Here is a 20,898-nt window from a genome sequence, read left to right on the forward strand (position 1 = left end):
ATTTTTTTGTTCTTTATTAATTTGTTTTCAACTTCAACTTCATTTACTCTAAAGGCAATTCTTCAACTTCAAAAGGTTCATGATGTAAATGAATTACTGTATCTTGAATTGCACCATATAGTAATTGAATAACTCTGTGCGGTGCTAATATATAATTGTGTTTTACGACAGGACTCCAAACTTGAATAACTTGTTTTTTAAATGATAACAAATCATTACTCACTTTGGATGAGTTTATTGCGTTAATTGTTTCTACTGCTGTGCTCAATGCAAATGAATTAATTGTAACATCTTTTTGAGCAATTGCTTTTAAAAGTGCGTGTGTAGTTTCATGATCATCTTTTGAAAAAATACTGTGTAAAATACCTAAATCAACACGTTTTATTTTTTTCGGGTGTACATATTTCAAGCGTTTATCAATCATGTACGCCATGTTATCTAAGTCTTGAAAACGATCTGCACAATCTTTTATAGTATCATATATTTCTTGTTCCACTTTCGCGTCATGTTTGTAATCAAAATACATGAAACAGATAAAAGGTCTGTTTAGCGTTACATCATAAAAAGCCCAATCGAGCACATAGGTTGCAAATGAACTTTTTGTTTTTTTAATCTTACCAATAACAAACTTTTGGAAAATTTTATCTTCCTGAATCATATTATAATACAATGAAGAAGAAGCTTCAAACAAATCACGTTTATCTACATGTTGTTTGTCAATCATTAACCGATGAATAAATTTTTCCTTAAATACTTTTGCTTCAGGAAGTTTAGCTTTGAATTCGTCTTTTAAGTCTAAATCATTATGAACATATCGAAGCTCTAAGTAGTTCGGAAAACCAGATTCTGTCAAATCTATTTTCATGTGTTCTTCATCAAAACGATATTTTAATTGCATTGCTTTTAGCGAAAATGCCAATCGTTTACAATACTCTTCTAATGATTTTAATTCTTCTTTTGTGCAAATTCGGTAATGATTCCATTCCACTAAATTGATTTCAAATTCATCCAATACATGCTTTACCATTCTATAATAAAGCTCGTATTGTGCATCCGAATCTAAGGTTGCAGAATCTAATGGAGTTGTGATATCGTTTATGGACATTAAAACGGAATTGTTTTAGTAATTAATATTTTTTGGGCATGTCCACCAATGAAAAATTGGCGGTCAGGCTTTCGGCAGTCGCTTTTTTTATAGCTCAATTTTATCATTCCTGCCTTTTGACTGCGTTCAAGAAAACTAATGACAGGAATCTAAAAAAAGAGCTCCGACAAAGCCTCAATCCTTCATGCGGAGCTATTTTATAAATTTATTTTATCCTAACAAGTCATCTGAACCACCATCGTTTACTGGCGCGCCGTTTCCGCCTCCGGTAGAGTCATTTGCTCCGTCATTTCCAGTAGATGGATTGTCATTATTTTTGTAATATTCTTCGAATAATTCTTTCATGTCAATTCCATAACGGTCTGCGAAGTTCTTGCGAATTTCCACATCTTTTTCCCGAATTTCTTGTAACGATTCTGCATAACTTCCGTAAATACCTTTCATTACTTTTTCGTGAACTGGAATGTTTTCCATCATATCTTGACGTGCTCTTGCACTTGCTGTATGCATCGCTGCTAAGGTTTCACCAATTTTTTCATCGGTTTTTATACCTAAATGCTCTAAAATTGCTGCAAATTCCTGATCAGTTCTTGCTTTTAAAGCTACTACATAACCATCATAGTAACGAACACGTTCTTCTGTATCAGATTTCAATTTCGCTCTATGCGTTTGCAAGTTGCTACGTAATGATGTTAATACTTTAATCGTTAAGTTGTGCTTGTGAACGAAACTGTCTTTACTTGCTGCCAATGTAATGTATGCAGTTCGTAAACCTTCAAGTTCTTCTACAGATTGTTCTAGCTTTGTAACTTTAGACAATGCTTCAGAATATTCAGGTGATTGTTTGTCAACAACTTCTTCCAATCCTTGTCGAGCTTGACTCAATAACGATTTTTCAGTTTCGAGTTTTTCTTCAGTCTCTTTCTTTTTCTCTAAAGCTTTCGTATGATTTTTGCTTGCTTCAACAATCGCAACTTGTAGTTTCTCTTCAACTTCTTTGATTTCAACTTCACGATCTTTTAAACGTTTTACAGCTGCCTGACTTTTAAATGAAAGTTCTTTTAAAAGTGTTTCTGTATCTGAACTTTCAATACGCTTTTGAAACATTTCTTTTGCTTTTGAATCTGCAAACTTTCTTGTTTTCTCAGCTTGATCTAAATCAGATTTTGAGCTTTTTATCTTTGATTTTCTTCCCCAAAGATTATTCCACCAAGTATCTGGTTTTTCTAACGCTTCTCTATATTCAACCTTAGCCTTTTCTAAGTCTTGTTGTGCATTATCAATAACACGTTGTTCTTCGTCATTCAACGTAGAAAAACGTTCAAAAATGATTCCGACTTCGTCTTGGTAATCTGTTAAGTCTTTAATGGCATCTAATAAAGAAGTACGATCTTTTTCAGCCATGTCAACCACATTATCTAAGGTTGCATTTAATATTTTTTGACGTACTTCTGGACTGTCTTCTTGCGCTAATTTCGACTTCATTTGGTCGATCGCTTTTCCCCAATCTACTTTATCGTTCGATTTTTGTTCTTGTTGTGATCCTGAAGTTTCCAGTAAATCAAATTCGTCAGCCATATAGTATTTAGTTTATTGTTAATGAATGTTTTTTTAGTCGATTATAAGTTACTTGAATTTGTTCCATTAGTTGACAATGAAAAAAATGTATTTTCAAGTAATTTCTAAAGATAAAGAATTTAGATTATATGTATGAGATTTTCTAAAAATGTTACAGTATCACAACATTTTCATGAAAAAATAGTTGAAATCAAATGCACAACTTTTATTGTATTAATTGTGGTAGAAGGTCTTTTGGAGCTTTCCAACTCATGGTAGTTCCTATATGATATTGAATTGCTTTTATTTGCGCTTGCGTTGGGTTTTCAGGTGTTGATTTTTCTAAATACTTCCAAATTCCATACGCTTCATGAAAGCTAGGATATGTCTGTTCTACTTCTTTAAAAGCATGTGTAGCTTTGCTCAATTCGCCATTGACTAAAAACGTAAATGCTTCATATTCTTTTGCAATCGCTTTGTCATATTTAGATACCTTTTGTTGAATAACGGTTGATGTTGAAAAACTCTCTTTTAAATTCGTGTCATCCGAACCAAATGTGTTTACGGCATTGTTTATTTTTTTTGCTTCTTCAGGAGTTCCAGTAATGGCTTTATTCTTTAGATATTTATCAATAGACTTTTGAATTTTTTTAGCCAACGCGTCATTATCAAGAATTTCATCCAAAATATTACGATAAATAACTGTTCGTTCTACTATTGTATCATTGAATACTTGATTTACGATACTTTGAGAGACTTTTAATTGTTCCATTCGTTTTTCAGATTGTTTTACAACATGTTGAAAATAATATCCCATTCCAGCAAGAATTAAAGGAAATATAAAAAACTGTAACCATAGATTGGAATTACGTTTTTTTTCAAGTTTTGCAACTTTTTCTTTGAGTTCGTCAAATTCTGTGTCGTTCATGATGTGCTATTTAGAATGTAAAATGTATTAAATCATTTATCTTAAATATAAGATAAATAGTACTATTTGGCAACTTACTAGTTTTTTGTATCCTTTTCCTCATTAATACTAACGATCAAAAAATACGTATAATTAAGTATTGTGTTGGGTATGATTTTGATAGATATTTAACCAACCTAAAACACGACTTAATGAAACCATCTAAAACAACTATCGAAATCGGAAATGAATTTAAAGAAGTAGAGATTTACTATGATAAAGAGAAAGAATCACAATTGACGATTGCAATCAATAAAAATCAAGTAACAGTTTCTCAGGAGTAATTGTATGTCATATCCTTAATATTGAGGAAGTAAGAATAATCAATATTGACTATTGTTTCTGTGAGAATTTTAGTTGAAATTTGTAGTAAACTATTAAAAATCAAAATTTATGGAAAAACTAACTACCCAACCTGAAATTGTAAATGAGTTTGAAGAAGCTCAAATGTTTTGTGCTCCTGGTGAGTCTGAGGATACACCACGACCTGGTAACGGTGATGAGCCAGTTGAACCTATAGTACAAAAACCTAAAGATCCGGATGAGGATGAAGAGGTAATAAAACCTGGGACTTTTTAATTTTATACTAAAAAGTTTACATTAATGAAAGGCTTTACTTATCTTTAAAAGAAGAGTTGAGCCTTTTTATATTTTATGTCTCAAACACAAATATCTACATGAAGCCTATATTTTACTTTAGTTTCTTTTTTATTAGTTGTATTACTTTTGTTTCTCACGGTCAAAATGATTCAAAAATTGATAGTATGCAAAAGCTGTTGAAGACGCAAAATGATGCTTCTAAAATAGACACGTTGCATGAATTGGCTTGGAAACTTCAATACAAAAGTGATTCAATTGGAATAAACTATGCGCAGCAAGAACTTTTATTAAGTAGAAAATTAAAAAATTATGAATCTGAAGTTAATGCATTAAATGTATTAGGCAAGATTGCGAAGCATCAACACCATTTAAAAAAAGCAGAAGCGTATTTTTTAGAAGCTATTACAGTTGCAAAAAAACACAATTATAAACATGGAATTGCTAGAGGTTATAATGAACTCGGATTGTTTTACAGAGATCAAGGTAATGATGTCGCTGCAATTGATGCTTTTTTTAGTAGCATTGAATCTTTTGAAGCACAAAATAAACTAAAAGAGTTAGCGATTATAAATACTACTTTAGGAAATCTACATAGAAAATTAGAAGCCTATCCAGCAGCATTAGCGTATTATCTGGAAGGTTTGGAATTAAGAAAAAAACTCAAAGATTCTAAGGGTTTGGCAAGAATATATTTAAAGTTAGCAGCATTAAGTAAAGATAGAGAGAACTATCCAGAAATGTTAGCACATGCTTTAGAAGCAAAACAACTTTTTGAACAATTAGGGCGCCACAAAGATGTTTATAGAAGCAACATTCAAATGGCACTGGCGTACGATTATTTAAATGAAAACGAAAAATCTAAAACTACTTATTTAGAAACGCTAAAATTAGTTCCTACATATGGAATTGAAAATGCTTCCGATTTGTATCACAATTTGGCAATACTCTACAGGAAAACTAATAAGCAAGATTCTGCATTATATTATTATCAAAAAGCACAAAAAATATTTATAGAAAATAATGACAATACAAGACTTTCTATAAACTATAACAACTTGGGGAATTTGTATGCTGATATGGGAGATTTTGATCAATCACTCAATAATTTCAATCAAAGTTTAGCACTTCAGAAAAAAGTGAATGATTCTTCTTTATTACAAAAAACATATTGGTCGCTCGCTGATTATTACAAAAAAACAGGAGATTTTGAAAAAGCATATAAGTATAAAGATTCTAGTGAGAATGTTTGGGAAGATATATACCGAAAGTTAAGAGAAACGAATCGATTCGAATTAAAATATGTAAATCAGAAGCGTGAAATTGAATCTGATAAGAATAAAATAGAAATCGAAAAGCGCGAAACAGAATATTCTCTTTTAAGTACACGAACAAAAACAAAAATGATTACAATAGTTTTACTAGCGATTGTCGTATTATTTTTTGTAGTGATGCGATCGCGAAAGCTAAAACAAGAAAAAAAAATAGCTGAATTAGCATTTGAACAACAAAAAATTACGGCACAATTAGAAAAAGAACAACAAGAGAAAAAACTTAAACAAATGCTTCAAGATCAGGAGCAAAAGGCTATTACTACAATGATAAGTGGGCAAGAAGAAGAACGAGAGCGCATTGCGAAAGATCTACATGATCGTTTGGGAAGTATGCTGTCTGTAGTGAAAATACACTATAAATCTGTTGAAGATGATTTAGAAAAAATTAAAAATGAAACAAAATCACAATACGAAAAAGCAAATCAATTACTTGATGAGGCTTGTGAAACAGTTCGAAAAATAGCACATAATATGCTGTCTGGAACATTGACAAAATTTGGATTATTGCCAGCGTTAAAAGAATTAAAACAAAAGATAGAAGAAACCAAAATACTTCAAATTGAACTAGTTGTACATGGTTTGGATAATCGATTAGACAACACAACAGAGATACAATTATATCGTGTCATTCAAGAATTATTAAACAATATATTGAAACATGCTAGCGCAACCGAAGTAACCATTCAGTTGCTCAAACGAGAAGATGATTTAAATATCATGGTTACGGATAATGGTGTCGGATTTAATATAAATAATGATACGTATGAAGGAATGGGATTAAAGAGCATCAAAGCGCGTGTTTCAGAAATGAACGGACAAGTATTGATAGATTCTAGCAAAGGTAATGGGACAACGATAACAATAGAAATACCTACCATGAAATAAAAAAGTAATATGACACAAAAACAAGAACTAAACATCATTATTGCTGATGACCATCAAATTGTAATTGATGGATTAAAATCATTGTTGGTACAGCAACCGCATATTAAAGTTGTAGGTGAAGCATCCAATGGAAAAGAAGCATTAGGCTTAATCGAAAACGCTAAAGTGGACATTGCGGTATTGGATATTAGTATGCCCGAAATGAACGGAGTTGAAGTAACTAAAATTATTAAGAAAGAATACCCAGAAGTGAAAATTTTAATTTTAACAATGCATGACGGAAGTGAATTTATACATGAACTTGTTGAAATTGGAGCCAATGGTTATATACTAAAAAATAGAGGGACAGAAGAATTTGTTGAAGCATTGGAAACAATTGCTGGTGGAGAAGAATATATCAAAGGACAAGTGTTAAATACGTTATTGAAAGCAGTTAGGAAACCTAGGCAAAAAGTGCAATTCACTAAAAGAGAAAAAGATGTTTTACGATTAATTATAGACGAACATACAACTTCTGAAATATCGGCCAAACTAAACATAGCTAATAGTACAGTAGAAACACATCGTAGAAATTTAATTGAAAAAACAGGGGTGAAAAGTTCATTAGGATTAGTTCGTTATGCCATGGAAAATGGACATATGTAATTTTGGAATGAATGGTTTGAAAATATCCTCAAATTTAAGGAGTTTTTTTCTTCCTCAAAATTGAGGTTTTTTGACATAGTGAAATCCTTGATCTTTGTAAGTGTATGAAAACCAAAAACAACCAATATATGAGAAGAGCTTTACTCGTAGGAATTAATGATTACAAGAAAAACCCACTAAAAGGTTGCGTTCCCGACGCCAAACGTATGAAAGAAGTGATTTCCAAACATGAAAATGGAGATCCAAATTTTGACTGTCATATGTGGGTTTCAAGTCCAAATGTATACAATATTACCATTGCACATTTAAAAAGTAAACTTTACGATTTATTCAATCATGAAGCAGATGTTGCATTATTTTATTTTTCAGGACATGGATCGGCTACGACATTGGGAAGTTATTTGATGACACAAGATGCAGAAAAATTTAATGAAGGTGTGAGTTTGAGTGAAGTTATTGCGATGGCAAACAACTCAAAAGCTACGGAAGTCATTATAATCCTTGATTGTTGTCATAGTGGCGGAATTGGAAATTCAGTTGAGTTTAGTGATCGCAAAGCATTATTGCGCGAAGGAGTTTCCATATTAACAGCTAGTAGAGATACGCAATACGCGATGGAAAGCAAAGGTTTTGGTGTGTTTACTTCTATTATTTATGATGCACTACAAGGCGGCGCCGCAGATATTTTGGGAAAAGTAAATGTGGCAAGAATCTATAATTATACAGAGATCATGTTGAATTCTTGGAAACAGCGTCCAATTTTTAAATCGCATGTGTCTAAAATGATTCCACTTCGAAATTGCGAACCAAAAATTCCTTTTGAAATATTACGGAAGTTAAAAATCTACTTTGATGAAGGCAAAATTGGAATGCAGCTCTCAAGAGAATATATAGCAGGTTCAGGTAGTGAAAACGGTTTGGTTGAAATAATGTCTTATTTGCGAGCTTATCATGCTAATGGCTTATTACTACCTGAAGAAGGAATTGCATCGCTAGATGAATGTGCTGAAAAAGGGAAAGCTTGTGTGTTGACACCTTTAGGAATTTACTATAAAGATTTGGTTATAAAAGGTAGAATATGAAAATCAGGATAGATAACATATTAAATTATGCATCAGCGTTTTTATTTCCAAAAATTATATTCTTGTTTTTGAAATGGACAAGTAAAGAAGGTGGAGGAGCTATTATAACATCAAGATTAAAAGATGTTTCTTTTAATATAGGAATGGAAGAAGGTATTGGCGTTTTTGTAATCTCAGGAGTATTTTTTTATAAACTATCGGAATACTGTGTGGAAAAATACTATGAAAATAGAATTAAACGCGAGCAACTACAAGAACATTTTCTAACGCATCAAATACTAAATCAGATTGATACATATCTAATTTCGAAATCATTAAATAAAATATTAAAAGCTAATTATGTTTTACCAGAATATCAAAAAAAATAACTAACATATGAATCCAGTAACACAACATCGATTAATTCAAGATATATTCTTTTCTCTGCAAACAAGTCACAGCATGAAAGAAATGGTAAGTATCTTAAGTGGATACGGAATTACCAACGAGTCAGTTAATGATTATACACAAGTAGAAATCAAAAAATTATTAGCGACAGCTTCAGACAAAGTATTGTTGTTAATAGCAGATGACTTAAAAATAGACACGTCTAATTATGTCATTCAAGAACGTGTAAAAGGTAAAGGAACTGCAAAGCCAAAAGAGAAATTCTTGGAAAAGGTTTTTGTGAGTCATTCTAGTAAAGACAAAGAAGTAGTGACGAGTTTTGTACAGATATTAGAAGTGATCGGAATTCCTCCAGAAAATATTTTTTGTACTTCCTTGGAAGGTTACGGAACAGGATTAGGAAATAACTTTATAGAAGAAATTGAAGCACGTTTAGATGAAGATGTCTTAGTATTTTTTATGCTTTCCGATAACTTTTACAAATCACCAATGTGTTTAATTGAAATGGGAGCTGCATGGGCAAAAACTAAAAGTCAAATCTCAGTGGCAATTACACCATTTGAATTGGGTAAAATGGAAGGTGTTTTTAAGCATTTTCAAGGGATTCAAATTGACAACGAGTTTCATTATGACATGCTAAAAGAAACGCTAGAAGCAAAATTTAATTTAGAGCCAAAACGACCATTAGTTTGGAGTCCAAAACGAAATATATTTCTAAATATGATAAAACAACAGTTAATAACAAAATAATAGTTTTTAGAAAGAAATTTTCATGATAAAAGGAAACGAAGAATATCCATTATTAATCAGAGGACTTGGTGCATTGGTAGTAGTGTTTTTAGTAATGAATAAAAACTATTTTGTCTATTATAAGCCTAGGGCAACTTTTGGAGTAGTAGCCTTAACTACATTTTTTTTCTATCTAATGCGTAAAAGTGACTTTGTGGTAATTGCTACAGCTTTGTTTTTAATAGGGTTACTAGAAGTTTTAGATAATTCTCTGTGGAAATACCGCCCTTTTTTGTGGATGTTTACAGTTGAAGACTTTTCTGGGACTTACGATGGAAGGCAAATTAGCAAATATAATAAGAGTACAGGGAAAACATCCAATGGGAAAAGAGACACCTATGAAGAACATGAGGAATCTACGAGAATAGTGCTAGTAATAAAACAAAATGGAAGTTCTCTTGCTGTAAGTTCATTTTACTTCGATGCTCAAGGTAAAAAAAGATTAAAACTCGAAAGCACAAAAATAGTTGTGTCAAAAACTGGTGATGATCAGCATTACATACTTACATGTCATCATGGTGAATTAGGCGTTCTAAAAGATGAAGGAAACCATGGGACTACAGTTTTAAAAATGATAAAAAAAGAAAATATTTTTAGTGTTGAAGGCGGATACTATACTAATAGAGATTCCCAAACAAGAGGAGAGTTTGTTGATTTAAAAAGAGTTAGTAGGCTAATGCTACATCCATTCTAAAAATTAACTTGATTAATGAGAAAAAATGATTAAAAATTATTTTACATACTATAAAAATTTTGCAGTTATCTTAATTGTAGGGTTATCACTTCTTGGAATTTACGGACTTCAAGAATTTCAATATCATCCTAGTTACCCTGTATTTGGTCTAGGTGTAATAGGTGTTGCTTTAGAACTAATAGATCGTTATCTCTGGAAATATCCGCCATTCTCATGGATGTTTACTGTTGAAGATTTTTCAGGAACTTACACTGGAGAGCAAATTGGCTATCGTTTACTGCAAGTAGGAAAAAAAGGAAAATACAAAGAAATAGAATCAAAACTACATGTAATAATGATTATTGTGCAAACAGGAAGTAAAATTACGATTCATTCTTTTTATTACAATGCTGCAAAAGAAAAATCTTCAAAATCAAACAGTGAGATTGTCGGAGTCAGAGTCACCAAAGATGGACAGCATTACGAAGTCATCTATAACTATTTTAATGAAGGTAACGAACGCTGGAATGGCTACTATGGGACAACCGTATTGAAATTCATAAAAGGAAGAAAGGTATTCAATATTTCAGGGCATTACTATACAAATAGAAAACCGCAAACACATGGTAAATTTCTCAATCTAATCCAAACAAGTAAAGAAACAATACATCCATTTTAAAATACATAACATGGCAACATTGCATAAAGAGTATATTAAGTTTAAAAAAGAAATACTTCTTAAAGATAAAGACAAGAAAGGTTTAAAAAAAAGCCGTAAAAAATTAAGGCAAACAATTAGAGATTGGTTTTTAGAAAATAAATCAGGCAAATTGCAGCCAAAATTTCATAGTCAAGGTTCGTTTATGATGAATACCATTATAAAGCCAATTCCTATTCCTAGTGAAGAAGAAGATAAGAAGTTGTATAAATACGATTTAGATGATGGAGTTTATTTTATAGAAAAACCGAATGAAGATAATTGTGAAAATATTGCTACATGGCACAATTGGGTTTATGAAGCTGTAAATAATCATACTACGAAAGAAACAAAAAGAAAAAAAACTTGTGTTAGAGTCATATTTGCTGACGGACATCATATTGATTTGCCTATTTATTATCAACAGAAAGAAAATGGAACACCGCAATTAGCGCATCGTTCAAAAGATTGGATCGATAGCGATCCGAAAAAATTCACGGAATGGTTCAATACGAAAGTAAATGAAAAACCACAAATTACGCGTTTAGTGAAATATGCAAAAGCTTGGAAAGATTTTCGTCAAGTAAAGAACACAAATCTAAAATTACCCTCAGGGTTTGCATTGACAATTTTAATTGTAAATAATTACGTGGAAAATGATAATGATGATGATGCTTTTCGCGAAACAATGAGAATCATATATAATAAATTATGCCAAACCAATGGCTTCAAATGCCTGAGACCAACGACACCAAAAAACGAAAATATTTTTAAAGAGTATTCGCAAACTAGAAAATCTAATTTTTTGAACACATTAGAAAACTTACTTATAGATTGTGACCGTGCTAATGAAAAAGATAATTTTAAAACAGCATCTGAATACTTGCGGGATAATCAGTTCGGTGATCGTTTTCCAAAAGCTGAAGATATTAATGAGAATGATAAGAAAAAGGAAATGAGCAAAAGCCTTTATTTAGAAAAAGTGAAACCGAAACCATATGCAGATGAACGACGAAGTAGAAAAAGTATTGCAGAGATATCCAAGCTTAAAATACGATGAGGTTTCAAATACGTTAGAAGGAATATTGTCGCCTTTTTCAAATGATGAATATGAACTCAGGATAGAATTAAAAAATTGGAATCATGAATTTCCGGAAGTTTATGAAATAGCAGAACGTATTCCGAATGATTTAGATCGACATATCTATCCGCAAGGAAATTTTTGTTTTACAACTGAAGCGAAGGAACAAATTTTATTAGCTACATTAGTTCATAAATTAATTGATTTTATTGAATACATTTTGATCCCTTATCTGAAAAACAATTCTTATTATGAAATAGAAGGAAGCTATAAATTTGGAGAATATTCTCATTCAGAAGGAATTCTAGAAGGATATAAAGAAATTTTACAAATAGAAGACAATGACTTGATTTTAAAAATATTATATGCGAAAATTAAAGGAGTAAAACTATCATCAAAAAATCATTGCTATTGTGGGAGTAAAAAAGAATTAGGTAAATGTTCGAGTAGAAAACATCAACAAGCATATAGAAAACTGCAGAATGTTAAATCAGAAACTTTGGAAGTAGATATAAGGATATTGTTATTAAAAGAAATTAGTAAAAAAATGAAGCTCAATGAAATGGTTTTGAAGTAAGTTTTGCATTGATCAAAAAGAAACGATACAGTATATTCGGAATCTTTGGCACTTTTCTTGATACATTTTGGCAACATTAAAACCATTTTTTATGAAGCCAAAAATTACACTATTTCTTTTGTTGTGTGGTTTTGTCTGTGCACTTACCAATGCACAAGGAAAACTCAATAGAGCTAAAGAAGATCTTTCTAGTAAAAATTCCAATTCGAGTAGTTCTTCGAGTTCTAGTAGGAATTCAAATGATGATTATGATGACGAAGATAATTTAGATAATATATTCGTTGAATTAGCCTTCTACATTAGTTATGGTGTATTATTTGGCAACATGGAATCTCGTTACTTTTACAAATATCCATATGCAGAAGGTGCACATGGTGAATATGCGTTTCCAGAAGAAAATGTTCCGTTAAAAAGAAGTCAATTCATGATTTCTAATACGTTCTTCGCAAGTGGAAAGCAATTCTATGGAAATGATTTCAAACTAAATTATCGCTTCTTGCGTTTGCTTGGTGTAGAAGTCAATCATCTGCGGTTTATTGAGCAAGATCCAAAAGTAGAATTAGGCGTAAGCTCTTTTATGATAAATTATTATCGTGTTCGCGAAAAGTACGTTACAGGATATTGGGGAATAGGAATTTCTCATGTTGGAAATGGTGTGTATGAAACAGGATTAGCATATCAAGTAGGTGTTGATGTCTATTTGAAGAAACCATATAGTCTTGGAGTATCTTGGAAGCAAAGTCTTATTAATGATTCCTCTGTAGACGAATTCAAAATATTAGCACGTCGTCATCTAAAACGAGTAGCAATTCATGGAGGTTATCATCACTACAAACTTGGAATTGTAACAATTAATTCCGTCGGTGTAGGTTTGGACTACCGTTTTTAAAACTAAAACATAAAAAAAGCGCATTGAAATTTTCAATGCGCTTTTCTACTTTATATATTTTAAAGTTTATCCTTTAATAACTCCTCTTGAAATTACAATTTTCTGAATCTCAGAAGTTCCTTCGTAAATCTGTGTAATTTTTGCATCACGCATCAAACGCTCTACATGATATTCTTTTACAAAACCATTTCCACCGTGAATCTGAACAGCTTCAACTGTATGTTCCATCGCTACTTTAGAAGCAAATAACTTTGCCATAGCGCTTTCCATATCATAATTCTCTTTAGCATCTTTTTTACAAGCAGCTTGCATTACTAAATGACGAGCAGCTGTAATATCAGTATACATATCAGCTAATTTGAAAGCAATTGCTTGGTGATTGCAAATTTCTGTTCCAAAAGCTTTACGTTCTTTCGAATATTTTAAAGCTAATTCGTATGCTCCAGAAGCAATTCCTAATGCTTGAGCAGCAATTCCAATTCGTCCACCAGATAAAGTTTTCATTGCAAACTTAAACCCAAATCCATCTTCTCCAATACGATTCTCTTTTGGAACTTTTACATCATTAAACTGTAATGTATGTGTGTCGCTTCCGCGAATTCCTAACTTGTCTTCTTTTGGTCCAATATCAAAACCTGGCGTTCCTTTTTCAACAATAAAAGCGTTGATTCCTCTGTGTCCTTTATCTCTATCTGTTTGTGCAATCACTAAATACGTATCTGCACGTCCACCACTAGTAATCCAGTTTTTAGTACCGTTAATTACATAGTGATCACCTTTGTCAATAGCTGTAGTTGTTTGTGAAGTTGCATCACTTCCAGCTTCAGGTTCACTCAAACAAAATGCTCCAACATGTTCTCCTGTCGCTAATTTTGTTAAGTATTTTTGTTTTTGTGCTTCGTTTCCATAAGCCTCTAACCCGTAACATACTAAAGAATTATTTACAGATACAATTACAGAAGCAGAAGCGTCAATCTTAGACAATTCTTCCATGATTAACACATATGAAATAGTGTCCATTCCACTTCCTCCATATTTTGGATCAACCATAATTCCCAAAAAACCTAATTCACCCATTTTGCGAACCAATTCTTGTGGAAACTCTTGTTTATTATCACGTTCTATAACACCTGGAAGTAACTCAGTTTTTGCGAAGTCTCTTGCAGCATCGCGAATCATCATGTGTTCTTCAGTAAGATTAAAATCCATAACTATATATTGTATTAATAAATTTTCAAAAAAGTTGCACAAAGATAATTCTAAAATAGCAGATTTTCAATAATAAGCTTGTATTTCTGAGAATCTTTAATTGTAAATCTTCAAAAAGGCATTTCAATTGTGAATATTATGCTAAATTAAAGATTCAAATGATAAAAAATAGATAATTTTACAGAATGGTTTCATATAAAGTGATTGGTGTTATGTCAGGAACTTCTCTTGACGGAATTGATGTAGCATATATACATTTCGAAAAACGAGATAGTTGGACATTTTCCATCTTAGATGCAGCTACTATTCCATATTCGAAAGAACTAGAAAATGAACTTCGAGAAGCTATTCATTATGAAAATGAAAAACTAGCCAAGTTTGATACTGTGTATACAAAATACTTGGCTTCGGTAATTCTATCTTTTATCAAAAAACACCAAATTACTGAGATTGATGCGGTTTGTTCGCATGGACATACAATTTTACATCAACCCGATAATGGAATTACGTATCAAATTGGAAATCAAGAAATATTAGCTTCACTAATTCAACAAAAAGTAGTCTGTGATTTTAGAGTGCAAGATGTTAAACTCGGTGGGCAAGGCGCGCCATTGGTGCCAATTGGAGATGAATTATTATTTTCTGAATATGATTATTGTTTAAATTTAGGTGGATTTGCAAATGTATCTTTTCATCAAAATGGAAATAGAATTGCATACGACATTTGTCCTGTGAATATTGTCTTAAACAAATATGCAAAGCAATTAGGATTTGAGTATGATGATAAAGGAAATCTTGCAAAATCAGGTGAATATCTGATGAGTTTAGGAAGCGAATTAAATAACTTACCTTTTTACAAACAACAACCGCCAAAATCACTTGGATTGGAATGGGTTCAAGAAGAAATATTTCCTAGGTTGGAAGCTTTTAAACGAAAAGAACACGATATTTTACGCACATTTACGGAACATATTGCACAACAAATTGCAAAAAATTTCCGAATTCGAACCAAAATACTAGTTACAGGTGGTGGCGCATATAACGATTATTTACTATCCAGAATTAAATTTTATAAAGATGTACATCTTGTAAAACCTAGTGCTGAACTCATTGAATATAAGGAAGCCGTTATTTTTGGGTTTCTAGGAATACTGCGTTTACGTGATGAGGTAAATTGTTTAAAAACTGTAACCGGAGCTGCTAAAAATCATTGCTCAGGAAAAGTCTATGATTTTAAAGTAAATTAACCAAAAAGATGACAACAATTTTTATATTTGTCTGTATAGAAACAACATACCAATAAAATCTAATTTTAATTGAAAGAACTACTCAAAATATACGAAAATAAAGCACCTGAAATAGTATTTAACTGGAAAGATCCAGAAACAAATGCGGAAGGATGGACAGTAATTAATTCTCTTCGTGGTGGTGCTGCAGGAGGTGGAACAAGAATGCGAAAAGGATTGGATATGAATGAAGTGCTTTCATTGGCAAAAACAATGGAAGTAAAATTTACAGTATCAGGTCCTGCAATAGGTGGAGCAAAATCAGGTATTAACTTTGATCCACAAGACCCGCGAAAAAATGGAGTGCTAAAACGTTGGTATAAAGCAGTTGCGCCATTATTGAAAAATTATTATGGAACTGGAGGAGATTTAAATGTAGATGAAATCCATGAAGTAATTCCAATTACGGAGGATAGTGGAGTATGGCATCCGCAAGAAGGCGTCTTTAACGGGCACTTTAAACCAACAGAATCTGATAAAATTAATAGAATTGGACAATTACGTTTAGGAGTAATTAAAGTAATTGAAAGCTCAGAGTATTCTCCAGATGTTTCTCGAAAATATACAGTTGCTGATATGATTACAGGATTTGGAGTTGCAGAAGCTGCACGACATTTCTATGATATTTATGGAGGTTCAATTGAAGGAAAACGAGCAATAGTACAAGGTTTTGGAAATGTTGGAGCTGCGGCTGCGTATTATTTAGCACAAATGGGCGCAAAAGTAGTTGGAATCATTGATAGAGCTGGCGGTGTGATAAAAGAAGAAGGATTTTCGTATGAAGAAATCAAAGGATACTTTTTGCAAAAAGACGGAAACACATTGGTGGCAGATAATATGATTTCATTTGAAGAAATGAATGAACGTATTTGGGAATTGCCAACTGAAATATTTGCACCTTGTGCTGCGTCAAGATTAATTACACAAGATCAAATTGATAAAATGATTAATACTGGTTTGGAAGTAATTACGTGTGGAGCTAATGTACCATTTGCAGACAAGGAAATATTTTTTGGACCAATTATGGAACATACAGATCAAAAAGTGAGTTTAATTCCTGACTTTATTTCAAACTGTGGAATGGCAAGAGTATTTGCGTATTTCATGGAACGTAGAGTAGCAATGACTGATGAAGCTATTTTTGAAGATACATCTAAAATTATCAAAAAAGCATTGCAAAACACATTCAAACGAAACGCTTCAAAAGTAGATGTTAGTAAAACAGCTTTTGAAATTGCACTAAAAGAATTAATATAACCATCAACTTATAAAAATTACTAAATGGAATCAGCAATAATAGCCGTATTTGTTATAGGGTATTTAGCCATAACCTTAGAACATAACTTAAAAATTGACAAGCTAATTCCAGCATTAGCCATGATGGCAATATGTTGGGCATTTATCGCTTTCGGAATAGAAGACTTTCAAAGTTGGTTTGATTCAGGAGCACATGCGCTAGTTGATAATTTTGGCAGCATGGCAAAAGGTGATAAGATGCATATCATGGAAGAATCCTTGTTGCATCATCTTGGGAAAACCGCCGAAATACTAGTATTCCTGCTTGGAGCAATGACTATTGTAGAAATCATCGATTACTTCGACGGATTTGCTACCATAAAAAGCTTTATCAAAACAAAAAGTAGAAGTCGTGTACTGTGGATTTTTGCATTTTTAGCGTTTGTATTATCAGCTATTATTGATAATCTAACGGCAACAATTGTATTAATTTCTATTCTGCAAAAAATTATTGGAGATAGAAACATTCGTATCTGGTATGCAGGTTTAATAATCATTGCAGCAAATGCAGGTGGAGCTTGGTCGCCAATTGGAGATGTAACCACAACAATGTTATGGATTGGAGATAAAGTTTCTACTGGGAAATTATTAGCATACTTATTTATTCCATCACTATTATGTATGTTGGTGCCAACGTTTCTTGCGGCAACATTCTTAAAGCCATTCAAGGGAAATCTTCCTGAAGAAGAAAATGCTTCTGATGATAAAAAACCACACCGTTTTGGACCAACAATGTTATACTTAGGGTTGTCAGCAATCGTCTTTGTGCCAGTATTTAAAGTAGTAACGCATTTACCTCCATACGTGGGAATGATGTTATCATTATCTGTAGTAGCCATATTTGCTGAAATATATAGTAATACAAAATTCAGTATGTCTGCTGTTGGTGCAAATGAAGGACATGATTCTGATGCTTTATCAGCACATCACAGTCCTGTGCATCATTCATTATCAAAAATTGAATTACCAAGTATACTATTCTTCTTAGGAATATTAATGGCAGTTGCAGCCTTAGAGTCGTTAGGATTGTTATTTGGGTTTGCTGATTGGTTAAAAACAGCAACGCCACAACTAGGAACAGAAGCTGGAACTGGAGGCGTTTCGGATTTAGTAGTAATGTTACTTGGAGTTGGTTCAGCAGTCATAGATAATGTACCATTAGTAGCAGCAAGTTTAGGAATGTTTACAGAAGCATTAGATGATCCGTTATGGCACTTTATTGCTTTTGCAGCTGGAACAGGAGGAAGTATGTTAATCATTGGTTCGGCAGCAGGAGTTGTTGCAATGGGAATGGAGAAAATTGATTTCTTTTGGTATCTCAAAAAAATATCATGGTTGGCACTTGTAGGATTTGTTGTAGGTTCAGTGGCTTTTATCATTATGAGAAGCATTCTCTAAATATACTTTATTCATAAATCACACGTTATATATTTTAAATCAAAAAACGCATATGTTGCTATTACAAACAACCAAAAAAGCAAAGCAAGCTGCTGAAGCATTAGAAAACTTATTAGAAGATCAAGAAAAAACACTTTCTATCTATGAAATGGTCGTCGATGGAGGAATAGGAAGTATCATAATTATAAGTGTTCTATTCGTATTGTTAGCGGTTGCTTTATACATTTATTTTGAACGCTTATTTGCAATAAAGTCAGCTTCTAAGATTGATAAAAACTTTATGAATCAAATTAGAGATAATGTCTCTAGTGGAAAATTAGATGCAGCAAAAATGCTATGTGCACAAACAGATTCTCCTGTTGCACGTTTAACGGAAAAAGGAATTTCACGAATAGGAAAACCTTTGGAAGATATCAATAAAGCAATTGAAAACGCAGGTACATTAGAAGTATATAAATTGGAGAAAAACGTAAGTATCTTGGCAACAGTAGCTGGAGCTGCACCAATGATTGGTTTCTTAGGAACTGTAATTGGTATGATTTTGGCATTCCATGAAATGGCAACAAGTGGCGGTCAAGCCGAAATGGGCTCGCTTGCAGGCGGTATTTATACGGCAATGACAACAACGGTTGCTGGTTTAATTGTGGGAATTATTGCGTATATTGGATACAATCACTTAGTTGTGAAAACTGATAAAGTAGTGCATCAAATGGAAGCAAATGCAGTAGACTTCTTAGATTTATTAAACGAACCTGTATAATTCATATCAATGAAATTAAAAGGTAGAAATAAAGTAAGTCCAGAATTCAGTATGTCGTCAATGACGGATATTGTATTCTTACTATTGGTGTTTTTTATGTTAACAGCAAATTCACCTAACGCCCTCGATTTACTATTGCCAAAAGCAAAAGGAAAATCAACAAATACGCAAAATGTATCTGTAAGTATCAAGAAAAATTTAGAAGTATATATTGATTCAGATAAAGTAAGAGCTAGTCAGGTAGAAGCAAAGTTGAAAGCAAAATTGCGAGGACAAACGGAGCCAACAATTATACTAAGAGCAGAAGAAGGTGTGCCAATTGAAAAAGCGGTAAACATCATGGATATTGCAAATAGAAATAAATATAAAATTATTTTAGCAGTTCGGCCTCAGTAATGAGTTTGTTGGAAACAAGAAATAAAAAGTTCAACATGCCATTTGTATTCATTGCAGGTGTGTTATTTCTAATAGCATTAACATATTTTGCAAAATATGTAGAAGATTTGTCAGCAGAATCGAAAGTTTCTGAAACTGTAAAAGGTGAAAAATCTGTTTCGATACGATTTGCGAAAAATAAAGAAATATATCTCAATTCATCACTTGTAAAAGTGGAGGAATTAGAAGAAAAATTAAAAATACAATTTGACGGATATGCAAATCCAACAATTCTACTTCAAGTAGAAGACAGCGTTCCTGTAAATGAAACAGTGACGATTATGGAGATTGCAAGCGAAAATAAATATAAAATTATTTTAGGAGTACTACCAAAATAAAAAGTTATGTCAATACTAAATACAGAACACAAACGAAAATCAGCTACAATTACAACTGTGGTAATGATTTTATTGTTAATACTTATGTTTCTTTTTGGGATGCGATATTTAGATCCGCCAGAAGAAAGCGGTATTGCCGTAAACTTTGGTACGACTGCAACTGGAAGTGGAAATGTGCAACCTAAAGAAGCATTAAAACCTGATACTGCTCCAACGCAGCCTGAAGAAGAAGTTGAAGAGCCTCAGGAAACAGAAGCTGTGACGGAAGAACAGCCAGAAACAACTACCGAGGAAGTTGTTGCAGAAGAAGTGGTAACACAAGATTCAGAAGAAGCTATTGCAATCAAAAAAGCAGAAGAAGTAAAGCGTAAAGCAGACGAAGCTGAAAAAGCAGCAAAAGCAGAAGCAGACAGAGTTGCAAAAGAAAAACGCGAAGCAGAAGAAAAGCTTCAAAAAGAACGTGATGCAAAAAAAGCGGCGCTGGATGCAATGATGGATGGCGTGAAAAACTCTGATGGAAAAGCAGATGGAGGCGAAGGAGATGATAATGAAAAAGGTGACAAAGGAAATCCAGATGGAGATCCATATGCAACAAGTTATTACGGACAACCAGGTTCTGGAAACGGAGGAACTGGAGGCTTTGGATTAAATGGTAGAAGCAAAGTAAGCGGTGGAAATGTAGATGAGCAAGACTGTAACGAATCAGGAAGAGTAGTGGTGAAAATCACAGTTGATCGAAGTGGAAAAGTAATTGATGCTGTTGCTGGAGCTAAAGGAACTACAAATAACGCAACATGCTTGCTAAAACCTGCTGAAAAAGCTGCTTATGAATATCGTTGGAATAAAGATGCAAAAGCGCCAGCAACTCAAGTTGGTTTCATCGTTGTAAACTTCAAGCTAGGACAATAATT

At 32.6% G+C, this 20,898-nt stretch carries 23 protein-coding genes; 19 read left to right on the forward strand and 4 right to left on the reverse strand.

Going from position 1 to position 20,898, the window contains the following annotated elements:
* Window positions 1-43 precede the first annotated feature (43 nt).
* From ACUUYC_RS12185 to ACUUYC_RS12195, 3 genes are all read right to left on the reverse strand, one after another.
* Entirely contained in the window at window positions 44-1,105 is a 1,062-nt protein-coding gene (locus ACUUYC_RS12185; RefSeq protein ID WP_474266147.1) for a hypothetical protein, read from the reverse strand.
* Between the two features lie 210 nt (window positions 1,106-1,315).
* Window positions 1,316-2,683 carry a microtubule-binding protein gene (locus tag ACUUYC_RS12190; protein ID WP_474266148.1) on the reverse strand — a complete coding sequence of 456 codons (1,368 nt, stop codon included), beginning with the start codon at window positions 2,681-2,683 and terminating at the stop codon, window positions 1,316-1,318.
* A gap of 205 nt (window positions 2,684-2,888) precedes the next feature.
* Window positions 2,889-3,590 carry a hypothetical protein gene (locus ACUUYC_RS12195; RefSeq protein ID WP_474266149.1) on the reverse strand — a complete coding sequence of 234 codons (702 nt, stop codon included), beginning with the start codon at window positions 3,588-3,590 and terminating at the stop codon, window positions 2,889-2,891.
* A gap of 191 nt (window positions 3,591-3,781) precedes the next feature.
* Here ACUUYC_RS12195 and ACUUYC_RS12200 point away from each other — a divergent pair, with 191 nt between their 5' ends.
* The 12 genes from ACUUYC_RS12200 (at window position 3,782) to ACUUYC_RS12255 (ending at window position 13,265) form a co-directional block, all read left to right on the forward strand.
* Window positions 3,782-3,913: a hypothetical protein gene (locus ACUUYC_RS12200; RefSeq protein ID WP_474266150.1), complete on the forward strand. Its 132-nt coding sequence runs from the start codon at window positions 3,782-3,784 to the stop codon at window positions 3,911-3,913.
* Between the two features lie 109 nt (window positions 3,914-4,022).
* Window positions 4,023-4,208, forward strand: a complete 186-nt coding sequence (locus ACUUYC_RS12205; protein ID WP_474266151.1) for a hypothetical protein — start codon at window positions 4,023-4,025, stop codon at window positions 4,206-4,208.
* A 98-nt stretch (window positions 4,209-4,306) separates the two neighbouring features.
* Window positions 4,307-6,445, forward strand: coding sequence for a tetratricopeptide repeat-containing sensor histidine kinase (locus ACUUYC_RS12210; protein WP_474266152.1), 2,139 nt, complete (start codon window positions 4,307-4,309; stop codon window positions 6,443-6,445).
* Between the two features lie 9 nt (window positions 6,446-6,454).
* Window positions 6,455-7,090, forward strand: coding sequence for a response regulator (locus ACUUYC_RS12215; RefSeq protein WP_474266153.1), 636 nt, complete (start codon window positions 6,455-6,457; stop codon window positions 7,088-7,090).
* Between the two features lie 128 nt (window positions 7,091-7,218).
* Complete coding sequence (locus ACUUYC_RS12220) at window positions 7,219-8,172, forward strand: caspase family protein (protein ID WP_474266154.1); 954 nt, start codon at window positions 7,219-7,221, stop codon at window positions 8,170-8,172.
* Window positions 8,169-8,540, forward strand: coding sequence for a hypothetical protein (locus ACUUYC_RS12225; protein ID WP_474266155.1), 372 nt, complete (start codon window positions 8,169-8,171; stop codon window positions 8,538-8,540). Before ACUUYC_RS12220 ends, ACUUYC_RS12225 begins: the two co-directional genes overlap by 4 nt.
* A gap of 7 nt (window positions 8,541-8,547) precedes the next feature.
* A complete protein-coding gene (locus tag ACUUYC_RS12230) occupies window positions 8,548-9,309 on the forward strand; it encodes a toll/interleukin-1 receptor domain-containing protein (protein WP_474266156.1) in 762 nt (253 codons plus the stop codon).
* A 22-nt stretch (window positions 9,310-9,331) separates the two neighbouring features.
* Window positions 9,332-10,042, forward strand: a complete 711-nt coding sequence (locus tag ACUUYC_RS12235; RefSeq protein WP_474266157.1) for a hypothetical protein — start codon at window positions 9,332-9,334, stop codon at window positions 10,040-10,042.
* Window positions 10,043-10,067: 25 nt separating this feature from the next.
* The gene (locus ACUUYC_RS12240; protein WP_474266158.1) at window positions 10,068-10,700 is read left to right on the forward strand and encodes a Cap15 family cyclic dinucleotide receptor domain-containing protein; all 633 of its coding nucleotides are present in this window, start codon (window positions 10,068-10,070) and stop codon (window positions 10,698-10,700) included.
* 10 nt (window positions 10,701-10,710) lie between these two features.
* Window positions 10,711-11,778, forward strand: coding sequence for a cyclic GMP-AMP synthase DncV-like nucleotidyltransferase (locus ACUUYC_RS12245; RefSeq protein ID WP_474266159.1), 1,068 nt, complete (start codon window positions 10,711-10,713; stop codon window positions 11,776-11,778).
* Window positions 11,723-12,376, forward strand: a complete 654-nt coding sequence (locus ACUUYC_RS12250) for a hypothetical protein (protein ID WP_474266160.1) — start codon at window positions 11,723-11,725, stop codon at window positions 12,374-12,376. The genes ACUUYC_RS12245 and ACUUYC_RS12250 overlap by 56 nt, the downstream gene beginning before the upstream one ends.
* A gap of 91 nt (window positions 12,377-12,467) precedes the next feature.
* A complete protein-coding gene (locus ACUUYC_RS12255; RefSeq protein ID WP_474266161.1) occupies window positions 12,468-13,265 on the forward strand; it encodes a hypothetical protein in 798 nt (265 codons plus the stop codon).
* A 66-nt stretch (window positions 13,266-13,331) separates the two neighbouring features.
* On the opposite strand, the gene ACUUYC_RS12260 is transcribed toward ACUUYC_RS12255, so the two are convergent.
* Window positions 13,332-14,474, reverse strand: coding sequence for an acyl-CoA dehydrogenase (locus ACUUYC_RS12260; RefSeq protein WP_474266162.1), 1,143 nt, complete (start codon window positions 14,472-14,474; stop codon window positions 13,332-13,334).
* 185 nt (window positions 14,475-14,659) lie between these two features.
* Here ACUUYC_RS12260 and ACUUYC_RS12265 point away from each other — a divergent pair, with 185 nt between their 5' ends.
* The 7 genes from ACUUYC_RS12265 (at window position 14,660) to ACUUYC_RS12295 (ending at window position 20,896) form a co-directional block, all read left to right on the forward strand.
* On the forward strand, window positions 14,660-15,721 hold the full coding sequence (locus tag ACUUYC_RS12265) for an anhydro-N-acetylmuramic acid kinase (protein ID WP_474266163.1): 1,062 nt from the start codon (window positions 14,660-14,662) through the stop codon (window positions 15,719-15,721).
* Window positions 15,722-15,790: 69 nt separating this feature from the next.
* The gene (locus ACUUYC_RS12270; RefSeq protein ID WP_474266164.1) at window positions 15,791-17,017 is read left to right on the forward strand and encodes a Glu/Leu/Phe/Val dehydrogenase dimerization domain-containing protein; all 1,227 of its coding nucleotides are present in this window, start codon (window positions 15,791-15,793) and stop codon (window positions 17,015-17,017) included.
* Window positions 17,018-17,041: 24 nt separating this feature from the next.
* Window positions 17,042-18,454: a sodium:proton antiporter NhaD gene (gene nhaD / locus ACUUYC_RS12275; RefSeq protein WP_474266165.1), complete on the forward strand. Its 1,413-nt coding sequence runs from the start codon at window positions 17,042-17,044 to the stop codon at window positions 18,452-18,454.
* Window positions 18,455-18,506: 52 nt separating this feature from the next.
* Complete coding sequence (locus tag ACUUYC_RS12280; RefSeq protein ID WP_474266166.1) at window positions 18,507-19,214, forward strand: MotA/TolQ/ExbB proton channel family protein; 708 nt, start codon at window positions 18,507-18,509, stop codon at window positions 19,212-19,214.
* Window positions 19,215-19,223: 9 nt separating this feature from the next.
* Window positions 19,224-19,610: an ExbD/TolR family protein gene (locus ACUUYC_RS12285; RefSeq protein ID WP_474266167.1), complete on the forward strand. Its 387-nt coding sequence runs from the start codon at window positions 19,224-19,226 to the stop codon at window positions 19,608-19,610.
* A 35-nt stretch (window positions 19,611-19,645) separates the two neighbouring features.
* On the forward strand, window positions 19,646-19,987 hold the full coding sequence (locus ACUUYC_RS12290) for an ExbD/TolR family protein (RefSeq protein WP_474266168.1): 342 nt from the start codon (window positions 19,646-19,648) through the stop codon (window positions 19,985-19,987).
* Between the two features lie 6 nt (window positions 19,988-19,993).
* A complete protein-coding gene (locus ACUUYC_RS12295) occupies window positions 19,994-20,896 on the forward strand; it encodes an energy transducer TonB family protein (RefSeq protein ID WP_474266169.1) in 903 nt (300 codons plus the stop codon).
* Window positions 20,897-20,898 lie beyond the last annotated feature (2 nt).

Source organism: Kordia sp. E (assembly GCF_056033805.1).

What these genes read in the sequence shown, in the direction of transcription:
- ACUUYC_RS12185 (WP_474266147.1), bottom strand. Translation starts at nt 1,105, where the DNA reads ATGTCCATAAACGATATCACAACTCCATTAGATTCTGCAACCTTAGAT.
- ACUUYC_RS12190 (WP_474266148.1), bottom strand. Translation starts at nt 2,683, where the DNA reads ATGGCTGACGAATTTGATTTACTGGAAACTTCAGGATCACAACAAGAA.
- ACUUYC_RS12195 (WP_474266149.1), bottom strand. Translation starts at nt 3,590, where the DNA reads ATGAACGACACAGAATTTGACGAACTCAAAGAAAAAGTTGCAAAACTT.
- ACUUYC_RS12200 (WP_474266150.1), top strand. Translation starts at nt 3,782, where the DNA reads ATGAAACCATCTAAAACAACTATCGAAATCGGAAATGAATTTAAAGAA.
- ACUUYC_RS12205 (WP_474266151.1), top strand. Translation starts at nt 4,023, where the DNA reads ATGGAAAAACTAACTACCCAACCTGAAATTGTAAATGAGTTTGAAGAA.
- ACUUYC_RS12210 (WP_474266152.1), top strand. Translation starts at nt 4,307, where the DNA reads ATGAAGCCTATATTTTACTTTAGTTTCTTTTTTATTAGTTGTATTACT.
- ACUUYC_RS12215 (WP_474266153.1), top strand. Translation starts at nt 6,455, where the DNA reads ATGACACAAAAACAAGAACTAAACATCATTATTGCTGATGACCATCAA.
- ACUUYC_RS12220 (WP_474266154.1), top strand. Translation starts at nt 7,219, where the DNA reads ATGAGAAGAGCTTTACTCGTAGGAATTAATGATTACAAGAAAAACCCA.
- ACUUYC_RS12225 (WP_474266155.1), top strand. Translation starts at nt 8,169, where the DNA reads ATGAAAATCAGGATAGATAACATATTAAATTATGCATCAGCGTTTTTA.
- ACUUYC_RS12230 (WP_474266156.1), top strand. Translation starts at nt 8,548, where the DNA reads ATGAATCCAGTAACACAACATCGATTAATTCAAGATATATTCTTTTCT.
- ACUUYC_RS12235 (WP_474266157.1), top strand. Translation starts at nt 9,332, where the DNA reads ATGATAAAAGGAAACGAAGAATATCCATTATTAATCAGAGGACTTGGT.
- ACUUYC_RS12240 (WP_474266158.1), top strand. Translation starts at nt 10,068, where the DNA reads ATGATTAAAAATTATTTTACATACTATAAAAATTTTGCAGTTATCTTA.
- ACUUYC_RS12245 (WP_474266159.1), top strand. Translation starts at nt 10,711, where the DNA reads ATGGCAACATTGCATAAAGAGTATATTAAGTTTAAAAAAGAAATACTT.
- ACUUYC_RS12250 (WP_474266160.1), top strand. Translation starts at nt 11,723, where the DNA reads ATGAACGACGAAGTAGAAAAAGTATTGCAGAGATATCCAAGCTTAAAA.
- ACUUYC_RS12255 (WP_474266161.1), top strand. Translation starts at nt 12,468, where the DNA reads ATGAAGCCAAAAATTACACTATTTCTTTTGTTGTGTGGTTTTGTCTGT.
- ACUUYC_RS12260 (WP_474266162.1), bottom strand. Translation starts at nt 14,474, where the DNA reads ATGGATTTTAATCTTACTGAAGAACACATGATGATTCGCGATGCTGCA.
- ACUUYC_RS12265 (WP_474266163.1), top strand. Translation starts at nt 14,660, where the DNA reads ATGGTTTCATATAAAGTGATTGGTGTTATGTCAGGAACTTCTCTTGAC.
- nhaD (WP_474266165.1), top strand. Translation starts at nt 17,042, where the DNA reads ATGGAATCAGCAATAATAGCCGTATTTGTTATAGGGTATTTAGCCATA.
- ACUUYC_RS12280 (WP_474266166.1), top strand. Translation starts at nt 18,507, where the DNA reads ATGTTGCTATTACAAACAACCAAAAAAGCAAAGCAAGCTGCTGAAGCA.
- ACUUYC_RS12285 (WP_474266167.1), top strand. Translation starts at nt 19,224, where the DNA reads ATGAAATTAAAAGGTAGAAATAAAGTAAGTCCAGAATTCAGTATGTCG.
- ACUUYC_RS12290 (WP_474266168.1), top strand. Translation starts at nt 19,646, where the DNA reads ATGCCATTTGTATTCATTGCAGGTGTGTTATTTCTAATAGCATTAACA.
- ACUUYC_RS12295 (WP_474266169.1), top strand. Translation starts at nt 19,994, where the DNA reads ATGTCAATACTAAATACAGAACACAAACGAAAATCAGCTACAATTACA.